This is a genomic window from Pseudomonas argentinensis (genome assembly GCF_001839655.2).
GTDB classification, from domain to species: domain Bacteria; phylum Pseudomonadota; class Gammaproteobacteria; order Pseudomonadales; family Pseudomonadaceae; genus Aquipseudomonas; species Aquipseudomonas argentinensis_B.
Genome location: NZ_CP056087.1, coordinates 1,340,780 through 1,354,807, shown reverse-complemented (window position 1 = coordinate 1,354,807; position 14,028 = coordinate 1,340,780). Strand labels below are relative to the sequence as shown.

Here is a 14,028-nt window from a genome sequence, read left to right as displayed (position 1 = left end):
AAAAAGTGCAGCAAGCGTGCGGCGAAACCCGAGAGAGCAGCATCCGTGCACCATGTTCGCGTTAAGTTCCATTTAATTTGTGCATCGCTCACAAGGCTGCTGATAGACTCAGCCTTTACGATGGCGAGATGCTATACAGGCCCTCAAACCATTTCAAGCCATTACAAATGCCAAAATGACATTATTCGAAAAAAACGTGATGCAGTGCGTGTAAATCAGCGAACCGCCCGCCAACCGCAACGCGCTCTTTGCGCTTGAGATCGGCGACAGATAGTATTGCCGCGCCATCACAGGGACGAATGACAATGGCCGTATTAATAACGCGCGCGACCCAAATCCTTACGATACGTGGCGTTCGACTGTGCGTACTCGCGCTGCTGTTAGTTGCCATGCTGGCGTCGCTAACCTGGCAGGCCATGGAGTTCTTCCGTGGGTTTGAAAACCAGCTCCCCCTTTCCAGCGTTGCCTCAGGCGCGCCAACAATTCCCTCGGCAGAAAGCAGCAAACCTAGTAGTTCGTTATTAGGTTTATTTGGCGCGAGAAGTAATGACGCCGATGTGGACGCGCAACCGGTTGAAAAACTTCCGGAAAGTAATCTCAATCTGCAAGTCTCTGCGATCTTTTTCGTGGCCCACGCTGCGCAAAGCTCCGTAATTCTGGAAGACGGGGACCGCACCATGATGCTCAAAGCCGGTGAGGAAGCGCGTCCCGGCATTGTCGTACAGAGCATCGAGAGTCATCGCATCACGCTGAAACGTAACGGAAAACTTGAACAGATCAGCTTTAAAGGATTTGGAGAAATGCCTGGCGGGAATTCGCTTGGCAGCCCACTTCCAACAGTGCAACAAGCGGACGCCGCTCCGATAATGAACAAAAACAATGACAACGAAGTTATCGCACAAGCCCCGGCAGGCAATCCGCCTGCGGCATCAACGGCCGTCGACCAGAACTTGCCCACTGCTTACCAACAGTACATCCAGCGCAAACTCGCGCAAAACAAGTAGTAGAGTGCCCCGCCGTGTCGATCCAAGCCGTTTTGAAACTGTTGTTGCTGACCGTTATCTGCCTCACCCCGGTTAGCTGGGCTCAAGAAGCCGAGCCACAACCCGGCGACGAAGTGCGCATCAACATGCAAGACACCAATATTCGTTCCTTTATTGAGTGGATTGCCAAAGCCACCGGAAAGAACTTCATTATCGATCCGCGTGTGACCGGCAAGGTGACGGTCATTTCCAATGAATCCATGGCCCCGGAAGAAGCGTACCGCGTTTTTCTTTCGGTGCTTCAGGTACATGGTTTTTCAGCGATCGAGTCGGCAGATGCGGTCAAGGTCATCCCCGACGCCAATGCCAAGCAGACTGGCGTGCCCCTGGTGGAGGACAACGCGCTCAATGACGACCAGCTCGTGGTACGGGTCATCCGCACCGATCACGTACCGGCCACTCAACTGGTGAACATTCTGCGGCCGATGGTGCCTCAGGTCGGTCACCTGGCAGCCTACCCGGACAGCAACGCGCTGATCATTTCCGACCGCGCCTCCAACATCAACCAACTGCTCAAACTGGTGGCGGAAATCGATCGTGCAGGCCAATTCGAGATCGACGTCATTCCGCTGAAGTTCGCCAACGCCAAAGAATTGTCGGCCATGCTCGGCACACTGGTACCGCAAGCCGCAGGGCCCGAGGGTGGGAGCAAGATGAGTGTTTCGGTGGATGAGCGTACGAATAGCATCCTCATCTCTGGAGACCCGAGCAAACGCCAGCAGCTACGTGACGTTCTTGCCAATCTCGACCGACCAGGCAACATCATCCGCGACACCCAGGTTATCTACCTGCACTACTTGAAGGCTTCAGAGCTGGCGCAAATTCTACAAAACGTCGCCACCAGTCTGCAGAAACAAGACAAGGATGTTGGCATCAGTAGCGCCGACATTTCCATCCAGGCCAACGACACCACCAATGCCCTGATCATCAGCGCACCACCTGCCATCATGGACACCGTCAACGGCGTGGTTAAACGGCTGGACATTCGCCGTGCACAGGTGCTGGTCGAGGCCGTGATCGTGGAAGTCTCGGATAACAAGGTCAACGAGCTGGGCGTGCAGTGGAAAACCTCCGATGGCAGCAAGACGTTCGCGGGCTTCAAGTCATCCCTGAAGGGTAACGCTATCGATAGCCTGCCCACCAACCCACTCAAACTCGATGCGGGACTGAGCCTGGGCTTCTATACCAATGGATCGCTGCAGGCCCTGGTACGTGCACTTTCCACCGATGACTCGATGAACATTTTGTCCACCCCCAACCTGGTCACTCTCGACAACGAAGAAGGCAAGATTGTGGTCGGTCAGAACGTTCCGTTTGTCACTGGCAGCTCAACCAGCGCGTCAAACCCGTCCACCAACCCATTTCAGACCATCGAACGCCAGGACGTCGGTATCACCCTCAAGATCAAGCCCCAAATCAACGAGGGTGACTCGGTAACGCTCAATGTCTACCAAGAGATTTCTAGCGTTAGCAGCGACACGAGTGCAGCCGATATCGTGACCAACAAACGCTCCGTCGAAACTCGCGTACTAATCAAGGACAACATGACCCTGGTACTGGGTGGTTTGATTTCCGACGAGGTTCGCGACGCCGGTGACAGGGTGCCTTTTTTCTCCAAGGTCCCGGTGATCGGTCGCCTGTTTCGCAGTGATCGTAAGGAAGTTTCCAAGAAGAACCTGATGGTCTTCATCAAACCAACGATCATCAACGACTTCGACCACGCCAACCAACTGACCGAAGGCAAATACAACTTCATCCGCGAGCGTCAATTGCGCTACGCCGAGCAGGATCTCAGCAGGGCAGTTCCGACCTTGCCGGAACGTGTAAGCGCGCCTGAAAAAGAGTTGAATGTAGCGCCGGCGTCACTTCCCGCCCTCCGTCAATAGGGCTGAAACCGATGTCGCTCGGGCGTTCTTGATAAGCAAAAGCCGCGCAGTGCGCGGCTTTGAAGGTGGTGGGCCCACACGGACTCGAACCGTGGACCAAAGGATTATGAGTCCTCTGCTCTAACCAACTGAGCTATAGGCCCCCAGAAGGCTGGCGGAGTATACCGATGCACTCTGCCGAGTGCCAATCCGATGCGCCGCAGCTTGTTCGCGGACCGCAAAGGAGCCTGCCGGTGGCAAACGATTGCGTGCCCGCGCGCAGCAAAACCACGTGCAATCCCCCCGCCGCTTTGTTCATAATTTGCACGACGTTCCTATCCCGCCGTGCCCGCTCAGGCTGAGGATACGAGCCCAACCAGCCTAGCCGGGCCCGTACCTTGACGAGTCAGACCTCCAAGATTGCTCACTTAAGACGCCTGGTCGCGATCATGACCAGCGTGGTGGGCGTGGCCGTGTTGCTGCTCACCTACCTGCAGGTGGAGTGGGACAGGCGCGAGGCGCTGCGCCAGAACGTGGCCGATATGGAGAACCTGTCGGCGGCGCTGACCCGGCAGGCGGAGTCGACCATCCGTGATGCCCATACGGTGCTGATCGGCATCCAGCGCAAGCTGCAGATCTCCGGTTACGGCGCCGAGAACCTGCGCGAAGTGCTCGAGGTGGCACGCGCCCAGTCGGCGATCCTGGCCGATGTGGAGGGCTTTACCGTACTCGATGCCGGCGGTCGCCCGCTGCTCACCACGGTGCCCAACGCCACCCTCCGTTTTACGGCGCAGGACCGCGACTACTTCAGGGTACACAGCACCGATCAGGTGACCGGCCTGTACATCGGCGCGCCCATCCAGAGCCGCCTGAGTGGTGACTGGGTGATTGCCCTGACCCTGCGCCTGAGCGACGCCAACGGCGAGTTTCGCGGTGTGGTGCTGGCCACGCTGCTGGTTCAGCACTTCGTGGACTTCTACCGCAGCATCGATGTCGGCAGCCAGGGCGTGATCGGCATGGCCAAGCGTGACGGCACCCTGCTGGTCCGGTCGCGGGAGTCCGCCCAGAACGCTGGCCTGGACATGTCCAGGAGCCCGGTGCTGCGCGCGATCAATGAGGACGGCGTAAAGCGCGGCAGCATGGTGCTCACGGCGATGATCGACGGCGTGAAACGCATCTACGGCTTCGATACCAGCGCCGAATACCCGATTCTGGTGGGCGCCTCGCTGGGTGAAGAGCAGGCGATGGCCGCCTGGCGCACCCGCGCGCTGCAGACCTGCTCGCTGAGCGGTGGCGTGCTGGTGATCCTGCTCTCCATGGGCTGGCTGATCTGGCGCGCCCTGGGTCGCCAGGGCCGCATGGAGGCACGCCTGCAAGGCATGCACCGCGACCTGGCGCTGGCCAACCACGCGCTGCAGATCATCGCCGGCGAGGATGCCCTGACCGGCCTGGCCAATCGCCGCCGTCTGGACGAAGCGCTGCGTGCGGCCTTCCAGTCCGCCGCGGCCCAGGGCCAGCCGTTGTCCTTCGTGCTGCTGGACGTCGACTATTTCAAGCGCTTCAACGACCACTACGGCCACCCGGCCGGCGACGAGGCGCTCAGGCAGGTGGCCGCGGTGCTCAAACGCCATGCCCGGCGCAGCGCGGACACCACTGCGCGCTACGGCGGCGAGGAGCTGGCATTGATTCTGCCGGGCGCCGAAAGCGCCTCGGCCATGGCGGTCGCCGAACGCATCCGCGCCGATGTCGAGGCCCTGGCGATCGTCAATCAGGGCTCGCCCTACGCCAGGCTGACCCTGAGCATCGGCGTTGCCTCGTGCATGCCTGGGCAGACGATGCAGACGTCCGCCGATCTGGTCGCCGCTGCCGACGTCGCCCTGTACGCTGCCAAGAGCGAAGGCCGCAACCGCGTGATATCGAGCGAACAGCCGGCCTGAACCGCCCCTGGCGGTGCCCAGCTTTTTACTGGGTAACGACTACAAAAACGCTAATTTCCCTATCCCCCGCCTCTGAACACAATGGCCGCAACGCACGAACGGCTGGTGCGCCCGGGCCAGGGCCATCCCTGGGCAAGGGCGCCCGGCCTCCTTCAGAGGGACGCAACGATGGCTGTCGAAACAACCCGAACAGATACCCTGGTGGTGGGCGCCGGCCAGGCCGGCGTGGCGATGAGCGAGCACCTGACCAAGCTGGGCGTGCCGCACCTGGTGCTGGAGCGTGAACGCATCGCCGAGCGCTGGCGCAGCATGCGCTGGGACTCGCTGGTCGCCAACGGCCCGGCCTGGCATGACCGCTTTCCCGGCCTGGCCTTCGACATCGACGACGATGCCTTTCCGGGCAAGGAGCAGGTGGCCGCCTATTTCGAAGCCTATGCGCGCAGCTTCGATGCGCCGATCCGTACCGGCGTGGAAGTGCACAAGGTCCGCCGCAACGCCAACCGCCCCGGCTTTACCGTGGAAACCTCCGAGGGAGTGATCGAGGCCAACCGCGTGGTGGCCGCCACCGGCCCCTTCCAGCACCCGGTGATTCCGGCCATCGCCCCGCAGGATGCGCGCCTCACGCAGATCCACTCCGCCGCCTACCGCAACCCGCAGCAACTGCCCGCCGGTGCCGTGCTGGTGGTGGGCGCCGGCTCCTCCGGCACGCAGATCGCCGATGAGCTGATGCAGTCCGGCCGCCAGGTGTACCTGTCGGTCGGCGCCCATGACCGGCCGCCGCGCAGCTACCGCAACCGGGACTTCTGCTGGTGGCTGGGCGTGCTCGGCGAGTGGGACCAGGAGACGCCGAAGGCCGGCCGCGAGCACGTGACCATCGCGGTCAGCGGCGCCTATGGCGGCAAGACCATCGACTTCCGCCGCCTGGCCCACCAGGGCATGACCCTGGTCGGCCTGACCCGCTCGTTCGCCAACGGCGTGGTGCGGTTCGCCGACGACCTGGCCGACAACATCCGCCGTGGCGACGAGAACTACCTGGCGCTGCTCGATGCGGCGGATGCCTATGTGAAACGCAACGGCCTGGATCTGCCGGAAGAGCCCGAGGCACGCATCATCCCGGCCGATCCTGCGTGCATGAGCGAGCCGCTGGGCGAGCTGGACCTGATCGCGGCCGGGGTGACGTCGATCATCTGGGCGACCGGTTTCGCCACCGACTTCAGCTGGCTGGAAGTCGATACCTTCGATGCCAACGGCAAGCCCCAGCATCAGCGCGGCGTGTCCCGCGAGCCGGGCATCTATTTCCTCGGCCTGCCTTGGCTGTCGCGCCGCGGCTCGTCGTTCATCTGGGGCGTGTGGCACGACGCCAAGCATGTCGCCGACCATATCGCCACCCAGCGCAAATACACCGCCTACCGCGATGCCGAGCAGCGCCAGGCTGCCGCCCCCGTCACCCGCCTGCAGGGAGTCAAGTGATGCCCACCCATACCCGCATCCGCATGTTCAACACCAAGGACACCTACCCCAACCAGGCCCTGGACAACGACCTCTGCCAGGCCGTGCGCGCCGGCAACACGGTGTACGTACGCGGCCAAGTCGGCACCGACTTCGACGGCAACCTGGTCGGCCTTGGCGACCCCCAGGCGCAGACCGAGCAGGCGATGAAGAACCTCAAGCAACTGCTCGAAGAAGCCGGCAGCGACCTGTCCCATATCGTCAAGACCACCACCTACATCATCGACCCGCGCTACCGCGAGCCGGTGTACAAGGAGGTCGGCAAATGGCTCAAGGGCGTGTTCCCGATTTCCACCGGGCTGGTGGTATCGGCCCTCGGCCAGCCGCAGTGGCTGATGGAGATCGACGTGATCGCGGTGATCCCGGACGACTGGCCAGCCCAATAAGGAGGCGTGCATGACCTTTTCCATCGTCGGGCGCTGCCCGGAAACCGGCCAGCTGGGCATCGCCATCAGCTCGTCGAGCATCGCCGTCGGCGCCCGTTGCCCCTGGCTGCGTGCCGGCGTCGGCGCGGTGGCCACCCAGAACGTGACCCTGCCCGCCCTCGGCCCGCAGATTCTCGACCTGCTCGAGCAGCAGGCGCTGGAACCAGGCGACGCCTTGCAGCGCGCCCTCGGCGCCAATGGCTGGAGCCAATATCGACAGGTGACGGTGATCGACAGCCAGGGCCGCACCGCCCTGTTCAGCGGCAAGGAAGCGCTGGGGCTGTACAACGCGGTGGCCGGCGAGCAGTGCGTGGCAGCCGGCAATCTGCTGGCGAGCGAGGCGGTGATCCAGGCCATGGTCGAGGCCTTCGAGAACGCCAGCGGGCAACTGGCCGACCGCCTGCTCGCCGCCATGCACGGGCGATGGCCGCTGGCGGTGAGGCCGGCCCGGTGCACTCGGCGGCGCTCAAGGTGGTGGGTGATCTGGTCTGGCCGATCATCGACCTGCGGGTCGACTGGGCGGATGACAACCCCATCGCCCAGCTCGACGGCCTGTGGCAGGCCTACCGCCCGCAGATGCAGGATTACCTGACCCGCGCCCTCGACCCCACGGCCGCGCCAAGCTACGGAGTGCCGGGCGATGAATGAGCCCACCAGCCGCGTCCTGCTTGAGCGGCTGATCGGCTTTGCCACGGTCAGCCGTGATTCGAACCTGGAGCTGATCGAATTCATCCGCAAGTATCTGGCCGGGTTCGGCGTCGACAGCGAGCTGTTCCATAACGCCGAGGGCACCAAGGCCAACCTGTTCGCCACCATCGGCCCGACGGATCGCGGCGGCGTGGTGCTGTCCGGCCACACCGACGTGGTGCCGGTGGACGGCCAGGCCTGGACGGTCGAGCCGTTCAGGCTCAGCGAGCGGGACGGGCGCCTGTACGGCCGTGGCACGGCAGACATGAAGGGCTTTATCGCCTGCGTGCTGGCGGCGGTACCGAAACTGGTGCAACGCCCGCTGCAGATGCCGGTGCACCTGGCGTTTTCCTATGACGAGGAAGTCGGCTGCCTGGGCGTGCGCTCGATGCTCGCCGAACTGGAAAAACGCCCGCACAAACCGACCCTGTGCCTGATCGGCGAGCCCACCGAACTCAAGCCCGTGCTCGGCCACAAGGGCAAGCTGGCGATGCGCTGCGAAGTGCACGGCGCGGCCTGTCACTCGGCCTATGCGCCCTACGGCGTGAATGCCATCGAATATGCGGCGCGGCTGATCGGCCACCTCGGTGATATCGGCACACGGCTGGCCCGCCCCGAGCATCACGACCCACGCTTCGACCCGCCCTGCTCCACCGTGCAGACCGGCCTGGTCAAGGGCGGCCGCGCCCTGAACATCGTGCCGGCCGAATGCGAGTTCGATTTCGAGGTGCGCGCCTTGCCGGGCTTCGACGCGCAAAGCGTGGCGGATGAATTGCAGCGCTACGCCGCCGAGCAGCTGCTGCCGAAAATGCAGGCGGTGAGCGCCGCCAGCGATATCCGCCTGCAACCCCTGAGTGCCTACCCGGGTCTTGCCACGCCGCCCGACAGCGAGGCCGCACGGCTGCTGGCCAGGCTCTGCGGCTCGAGTGACTTCGCCACCGTGGCCTTCGGCACCGAAGGCGGCCTGTTCGACGGCGCCGGCATCCCCACGGTGGTCTGCGGTCCCGGCAGCATGGAGCAGGGCCACAAGCCCGACGAGTTCGTCAGCGTCGAGCAGCTGCAGGGCTGTGATGCGCTGCTCCAGCGGTTAGCGGATTACCTGTGCGATCCGAGCTGAACGCCAACCGTAGCCTGGGTTGAGCAATGCGATACCCAGGGCAGTTTTCCCGGGTGTCGCTGCGCTCGACCCGGGCTACCTTCAATGGCTGAACGGTCGTGCGCCTCAGCTGCGGTACAGTTTGAGGCTCTCCACCCGCGCCCGGTAGGCGCCAAGGCGTTCCTTGAGCTGATCCTTGCGGGCGCTGGCCACGCAGTGCAGCAGCGCGGTAGGGCGTACTCGCGAAGCAGTACGCCTTTGCGTTCTGCCAGGTTTGCCATGGTTTGGCGGACTGCTCGCTTCGCTACGAGCGGCCGGCGTCCCGGTCCGCCCTACGAGCTGCGCTCGCCCCGGACTCCGATCAATAATGTGGGAGCGCGCCATGCGCGCGAAAAAATGCGGGCATGGCCCGTCCCACAGAAATTGCGCTGACAGTGGCCTCACCTACCTTCACTTCTACTCAGCGCCCGGCTCACTCAATTCCCCAACCGCTCCCGGCAGAAATCCACGAACAGCTGCGCCGGCTTGGTCAGCTGACCGCGTTTCAGGCGAGCGGCCACCAGCCCCGAGGTGGCCACCGGGTCGGTGATATCCAGGGTCACCACACGCTTGCCGTCATAGGTGCATTCCGAATGCGGTTTGGTGACCAGCAGGGAGAAGCCGAAGCCCTGGCCGACCATGCCGCGCACCATCTCGATGGACGGTGAGCTGAAGACGATATTGGGGGTCAGCCCCAGTTCGTGGAACAGGCTGACGAAGTAGGTACGGCTCGGTGGCACGTCGAGCAGGATCATCGGCTCCAGGCACAGGTCGCGCAGCGACACCTGGGCCTGGCCGGCGAAGCGATGATGCTCGGGCAACAGCACGTAGGGCTTCTGCGGCGGCATCAAGGGTTCGGTGGCGATGGTGCCGTCGAGGTCATGCTCGTAGAGAAACGCCAGGTCGAATGCGCCGGCGGTCAGGCCCTGTACCAGCTCCTGCTGCTCACCATCGCGGATGCGGATGTCCACGCCTGGATAGCGCTCGCGAAAGCCGGCGATCAGCTGCGGCAGGTACAGCGGCGCCACGGTTTCGAAGCAGCCGATATCGATCTGCCCGGCGACGATGTCGTTGTCGGCCAGGGCGTTCTGCTCGAACTCGCGGGCCATGCGCAGCAATTGCTGGGCCTTCTCGTAGAAGCGCGCGCCACTGGGGGTCAGCGACACGCCCTGGGCGTGGTGGCGGATAAACAGCTGAACGCCAAAGCTTTCCTCCAGCCCCTTGATTGCCGTGGAGATGGATGGCTGGGCGATATACAGCTGGCGCGAAGCCTCGGCCACGCTGCCCGCTTCCACCGTGGTAACGAAGTACTTGAGTTGCCTGAGAGTGTAGGAAGCCACGTGTTGATCTCAGCATGTTGGTTACCTGCACCTTACTCCAACACAGCGCTCTGGCGGGGCGTTGCCTTGCAAAGGTTTTTCGTAAGTCCCGAGCATATTTTTACTAATTTTCGTTCTTGCCCGACTGACGCACCATGGCCCTCACCTGAACGACAGTTCCCGCCCGGCACGCATACCGGGCCACACAACAACAAAAATTCTGCTGACGCGTGGCACAACGCGCCGCTTCGCCGCTTCGGCCCTACTGCCCCTGTTCTCACTACAACGAAAAAACAGCGAGGGAGTTTCCATGTTCAAGCACTTGCGTCCATCCATCCGCGCCGCCATCGGCCTGTCCCTGCTGGCCGGCGCCAGCAGCGCTGCATTGGCCGACGACAGCCTCACGGTAATCTCCTTCGGCGGCGCCACCAAGGTCGCCCAGACCGCCGCCTACTTCAAACCCTTCGAGCAGAGCGGTGCCGGCCGGGTGGTCGCCGGCGAGTACAACGGCGAGCTGTCCAAGGTCAAAGCCATGGTCGATGTCGGCCAGGTGACCTGGGACGTGGTCGAGGTGGAAAGCCCGGAGCTGCAGCGCGGCTGCGAGGAAGGGCTGTTCGAGCGTATCGACCCGGCCATTCTTGGCGATGCCGACCAGTACATTCCCGGCACCATCAGTGAATGCGGCGTGGCCACCTACGTATGGTCGATGGTGATGGCCTACAACGGCGACAAGCTGAAGACCGCCCCCACCTCCTGGGCCGATTTCTGGGACCTGGAGAAATTCCCCGGCAAACGTGGCCTGCGCAAGAGCGCCAAGTACAGCCTGGAAGCCGCCCTGCTGGCTGATGGCGTAAGCCGCGAGGAGCTGTACAAGGTGCTCGGCACGCCGGAAGGGGTCGACCGCGCCTTCAAGAAACTGGACGCCATCAAGCCCTCCATCCAGTGGTGGGAAGCCGGCGCCCAGCCGCCGCAGTGGCTGCTGGCCGGTGACGTGACCCTGTCCGCCGCCTACAACGGCCGTATCGGTGTGGCCCAGAAGGAAGGCGCCAACCTGAAGATCTCCTGGAGCGGCAGCCTGTACGACCCGGAGCACTGGGCCATCGTCAAGGGCAGCCCGAACAAGGCCCTGGCGGAACGCTTCATCAAATTCGCCAGCCAGGCGGACACCCAGAAGGTGTTCTCCAGTCAGATCCCCTACGGCCCGGTGCACAAGCAGACGCTGCCGCAACTGCCCGCCGACATACAGGCGCAGTTGCCGACCGCCGAGGCCAACATGGCCGGCGCGCAACTGGTCAACGCCGAGTTCTGGATCGACCACGGCGAGGAATTGGAAGAGCGCTTCAATGGCTGGGCGGCGCGCTGACAAGCAGATGCGAAGAGAACGCTGGGGCCGGTTACCGGCCCCAGTGATCGGTCAGGGCTGACGCGCCGCGGCGCGCCAGCCTGGTGCCTAGAGCGCAGCCTGAGCCTTCAGGCGCCGACGCTGGTTCCAGATCAACAGCCCCATCAGCAACAGCGACGGAATCCAGATCAGCTCTTTCGGCGCGCGCTCGGTGGGTGCCCGCACGCTGAGGATCTCCTGGTCGAACGCCAGCCCGGCGGCTTCGGCTGGGCTGCTGAAGGCCACGGTGTCGATCAGCGTCTTGCCATCTTCTTCGTAGAGCGACAGGCCCAGCGCTTCGAGGCGCTCCTGACCCGTGCCTTTTTCCGGAATCGGCAGCACCACGGTGAAGGTACGCGCTTCGCCGACCGCATCCTCGCCGTGCACGCGCAGGCGCAACTCGCTCTGCTCCTCGACCTGCTCCAGCGCCTGGGCCATTTGTGCCGGCGGGATGTCGCGGTAGGGGTCGACCAGCATGTCCATCCAGAAGCCCGGGCGGAACAGCGAGAAGGCCAGCAGCAATAGCGCGATGTTTTCGTACCAGCGGTTGCGCACCAGGAAGTAGCCCTGGGTGCCGGCCGCGAACAGCAACATCGCCACCGTGGCGATCACGAAGATCAACACGCCATGCCAGAAGTCCACGTCGATCAGCAACAGGTCGGTGTTGAAGATGAACAGGAACGGCAGCACCGCGGTGCGCAAGCTGTAGTAGAAGGCGGTGATGCCGGTGCGGATCGGGTCGCCCTTGGATACTGCCGCGGCGGCGAACGACGCCAGGCCGACCGGCGGCGTGACGTCGGCCATGATGCCAAAGTAGAAGACGAACAGGTGCACGGCGATCAGCGGCACGATCAGGCCGTTCTGCTGGCCCAGGGAGACGATCACCGGCGCCAGCAAGCTGGACACCACGATGTAGTTCGCGGTGGTCGGCAGGCCCATGCCGAGGATCAGGCTGAGAATCGCGGTGAGGATGAGCATCAGCAGCAGGTTGCCCATCGACAGCAGCTCGACCACGTCGGCCAGCACCAGGCCGACGCCGGTCTGCGACACCGCGCCGACGATGATGCCCGCCGCCGCGGTGGCGATGCCGATGCCGATCATGTTGCGGGCGCCGGCGATCAGGCCTTCGCGCAGGTCCACCAGGCCGTCCATGAACGAGCCATGATCGTGGCTGCCGTCACGGCGCAGGCGATTGAGCAGCGGGCGCTGGGTCACCAGGATGAACACCAGGATCATGCTGCCCCAGAACGCCGAGAGCCCCGGCGACAGGCGCTCGACCATCAGGCACCACACCAGCACCACCACCGGCAGCAGGAAATGCAGGCCCGAGAGCAGCACGGGGCGGGTTTCCGGCAGTTTTTCCAGCGGCGTGTTGGGGTCTTCCGGCGGCAGTGGCGGATTACTGGCCGCAACCTTGAGCAGCGCCACGTAAGCGATCAGCAGCAGCGCACCGATGACCCAGCTGGCGGCATCGCCGAGAGCCGGTTTCATCCAGCCGAGGCCGTAATACACCGCCAGGGAAATGCCGCTGATCAGCGCCGCACCAAAGGCCAGCCCGAGCAGCCGGGTCAGCCAGGGCTTGGGCGCGCTGTTGCGCGGCAGCGCCTTGAGGCCGAGCTTCAACGACTCCAGGTGCACGATGTAGAACAGCGCGATGTAGGAAATCAGCGCTGGCAGGAACGCATGCTTGACCACTTCGATGTAGGGCATGCCGATGTATTCGACCATCAGGAAGGCCGCAGCCCCCATCACCGGCGGCATGATCTGGCCGTTGACCGACGAGGCCACTTCCACGGCGCCGGCCTTTTCGGCACTGAACCCGGTGCGCTTCATCATCGGAATGGTGAAGGTGCCGGTGGTGACCACGTTGGCGATCGACGAACCGGAGATCAGGCCGGTCAGGCCCGACGACACCACGGCGGCCTTGGCCGGACCGCCGCGCATGTGGCCGAGCAGGCTGAAGGCCAGCTGGATGAAATAGTGGCCGGCGCCGGCGCGTTCGAGCAGGGCGCCAAACAGCACGAACAGGAACACGAAACTGGTCGACACGCCCAGGGCGATGCCGAACACGCCTTCGGTGGTGATCCACTGGTGGTTGGCCAGGGCGTTCAGGCTGACGCCGCGGTGCGCCAGCATGGCCGGCATGTAGGGGCCCGCCAGGCTGTAGACCAGGAAGATCGCCGCGATCACCGCCAGGGCCGGGCCCAGGGCGCGACGCGTGGCTTCGAGTAGCAGGGGGATGCCGATGCAGGCGGTGACCAGATCCGCCGTGGTCAGGTTGCCCGGCCGTTGCGCCAGTTGCTCGTAGAACACGAACAGGTAGGCCGCCGTGGCGGCGCTGACGAGGCCCAGGGCCACGTCGAAAAGCGGTACGCGCTCACGAGGGGAGCGCTGGAAAGCCGGGTAGGCGAGAAACGCCAGGAGCAGCGCGAAGGCCAGGTGAATGGCGCGCGTCTGCGTGTCGTTGAAAACCCCGATGCCCACCATGAAGGGCAGCGGCGATGCTATCCATAACTGGAACAGGGACCAGGCCAGGGCCAGCCCGGCGATCACCTTGGCCATCGCGCCCTGGGGGCTGCGCGCGCCTACTTCCTGCGCCACCAGTTCTTCGGAAGATACATTATGAATGGTCATGGATTTGCCTGAATTCAGCCATGCGGATCACAGAAAACCCGCGCCCTTGCGGTGCGCGGGTTGACGGAGCGGTTAAACGGATGCGCGCTGCGC

At 63.7% G+C, this 14,028-nt stretch carries 9 protein-coding genes, 1 tRNA gene and 1 pseudogene; 8 read left to right on the top strand and 3 right to left on the bottom strand.

Annotated elements, in window-relative coordinates; all coding sequences use genetic code 11:
• Nucleotides 1–305 precede the first annotated feature (305 nt).
• Together SA190iCDA_RS06105 and gspD are read left to right on the top strand one after the other, a co-directional pair.
• Nucleotides 306–1,004, top strand: coding sequence for a type II secretion system protein N (locus SA190iCDA_RS06105; protein WP_170833909.1), 699 nt, complete (start codon nt 306–308; stop codon nt 1,002–1,004).
• A 14-nt stretch (nt 1,005–1,018) separates the two neighbouring features.
• A complete protein-coding gene (gspD, locus tag SA190iCDA_RS06100; RefSeq protein ID WP_070884423.1) occupies nt 1,019–2,929 on the top strand; it encodes a type II secretion system secretin GspD in 1,911 nt (636 codons plus the stop codon).
• A 66-nt stretch (nt 2,930–2,995) separates the two neighbouring features.
• Here the strand turns inward: gspD and SA190iCDA_RS06095 are convergent.
• Nucleotides 2,996–3,072, bottom strand: a tRNA-Ile gene (locus SA190iCDA_RS06095).
• 285 nt (nt 3,073–3,357) lie between these two features.
• On the opposite strand from SA190iCDA_RS06095, the gene SA190iCDA_RS06090 reads away from it, so the two are divergent.
• The 5 genes and pseudogenes from SA190iCDA_RS06090 to argE all read left to right on the top strand — a co-directional run bounded on the left by SA190iCDA_RS06090 (nt 3,358) and on the right by argE (nt 8,583).
• A complete protein-coding gene (locus SA190iCDA_RS06090) occupies nt 3,358–4,845 on the top strand; it encodes a sensor domain-containing diguanylate cyclase (protein WP_070884424.1) in 1,488 nt (495 codons plus the stop codon).
• Between the two features lie 168 nt (nt 4,846–5,013).
• Nucleotides 5,014–6,315: a flavin-containing monooxygenase gene (locus tag SA190iCDA_RS06085; protein ID WP_070884425.1), complete on the top strand. Its 1,302-nt coding sequence runs from the start codon at nt 5,014–5,016 to the stop codon at nt 6,313–6,315.
• Nucleotides 6,315–6,740 carry a RidA family protein gene (locus tag SA190iCDA_RS06080; RefSeq protein WP_070884426.1) on the top strand — a complete coding sequence of 142 codons (426 nt, stop codon included), beginning with the start codon at nt 6,315–6,317 and terminating at the stop codon, nt 6,738–6,740. The genes SA190iCDA_RS06085 and SA190iCDA_RS06080 overlap by 1 nt, the downstream gene beginning before the upstream one ends.
• A 10-nt stretch (nt 6,741–6,750) precedes the next feature.
• Nucleotides 6,751–7,427 (top strand): annotated as a pseudogene (locus tag SA190iCDA_RS06075) (DUF1028 domain-containing protein).
• Nucleotides 7,420–8,583 carry an acetylornithine deacetylase gene (argE, locus tag SA190iCDA_RS06070; protein WP_070884427.1) on the top strand — a complete coding sequence of 388 codons (1,164 nt, stop codon included), beginning with the start codon at nt 7,420–7,422 and terminating at the stop codon, nt 8,581–8,583. Before SA190iCDA_RS06075 ends, argE begins: the two are co-directional and overlap by 8 nt.
• A gap of 455 nt (nt 8,584–9,038) precedes the next feature.
• On the opposite strand, the gene SA190iCDA_RS06065 is transcribed toward argE, so the two are convergent.
• Nucleotides 9,039–9,941 carry a LysR family transcriptional regulator gene (locus SA190iCDA_RS06065; RefSeq protein ID WP_236101064.1) on the bottom strand — a complete coding sequence of 301 codons (903 nt, stop codon included), beginning with the start codon at nt 9,939–9,941 and terminating at the stop codon, nt 9,039–9,041.
• A 289-nt stretch (nt 9,942–10,230) separates the two neighbouring features.
• On the opposite strand from SA190iCDA_RS06065, the gene SA190iCDA_RS06060 reads away from it, so the two are divergent.
• The gene (locus SA190iCDA_RS06060) at nt 10,231–11,283 is read left to right on the top strand and encodes an ABC transporter substrate-binding protein (RefSeq protein WP_070884429.1); all 1,053 of its coding nucleotides are present in this window, start codon (nt 10,231–10,233) and stop codon (nt 11,281–11,283) included.
• An 87-nt stretch (nt 11,284–11,370) separates the two neighbouring features.
• Here the strand turns inward: SA190iCDA_RS06060 and SA190iCDA_RS06055 are convergent, their stop codons facing one another.
• Entirely contained in the window at nt 11,371–13,935 is a 2,565-nt protein-coding gene (locus SA190iCDA_RS06055) for a TRAP transporter permease (RefSeq protein WP_070884430.1), read from the bottom strand.
• Nucleotides 13,936–14,028 lie beyond the last annotated feature (93 nt).

Bases quoted from the DNA above. Each gene is read 5' to 3' on its own strand.
- SA190iCDA_RS06080 (WP_070884426.1), top strand. From the start codon at position 6,315: ATGCCCACCCATACCCGCATCCGCATGTTCAACACCAAGGACACCTAC.
- SA190iCDA_RS06060 (WP_070884429.1), top strand. From the start codon at position 10,231: ATGTTCAAGCACTTGCGTCCATCCATCCGCGCCGCCATCGGCCTGTCC.
- SA190iCDA_RS06090 (WP_070884424.1), top strand. From the start codon at position 3,358: ATGACCAGCGTGGTGGGCGTGGCCGTGTTGCTGCTCACCTACCTGCAG.
- SA190iCDA_RS06055 (WP_070884430.1), bottom strand. From the start codon at position 13,935: ATGACCATTCATAATGTATCTTCCGAAGAACTGGTGGCGCAGGAAGTA.
- SA190iCDA_RS06105 (WP_170833909.1), top strand. From the start codon at position 306: ATGGCCGTATTAATAACGCGCGCGACCCAAATCCTTACGATACGTGGC.
- SA190iCDA_RS06085 (WP_070884425.1), top strand. From the start codon at position 5,014: ATGGCTGTCGAAACAACCCGAACAGATACCCTGGTGGTGGGCGCCGGC.
- argE (WP_070884427.1), top strand. From the start codon at position 7,420: ATGAATGAGCCCACCAGCCGCGTCCTGCTTGAGCGGCTGATCGGCTTT.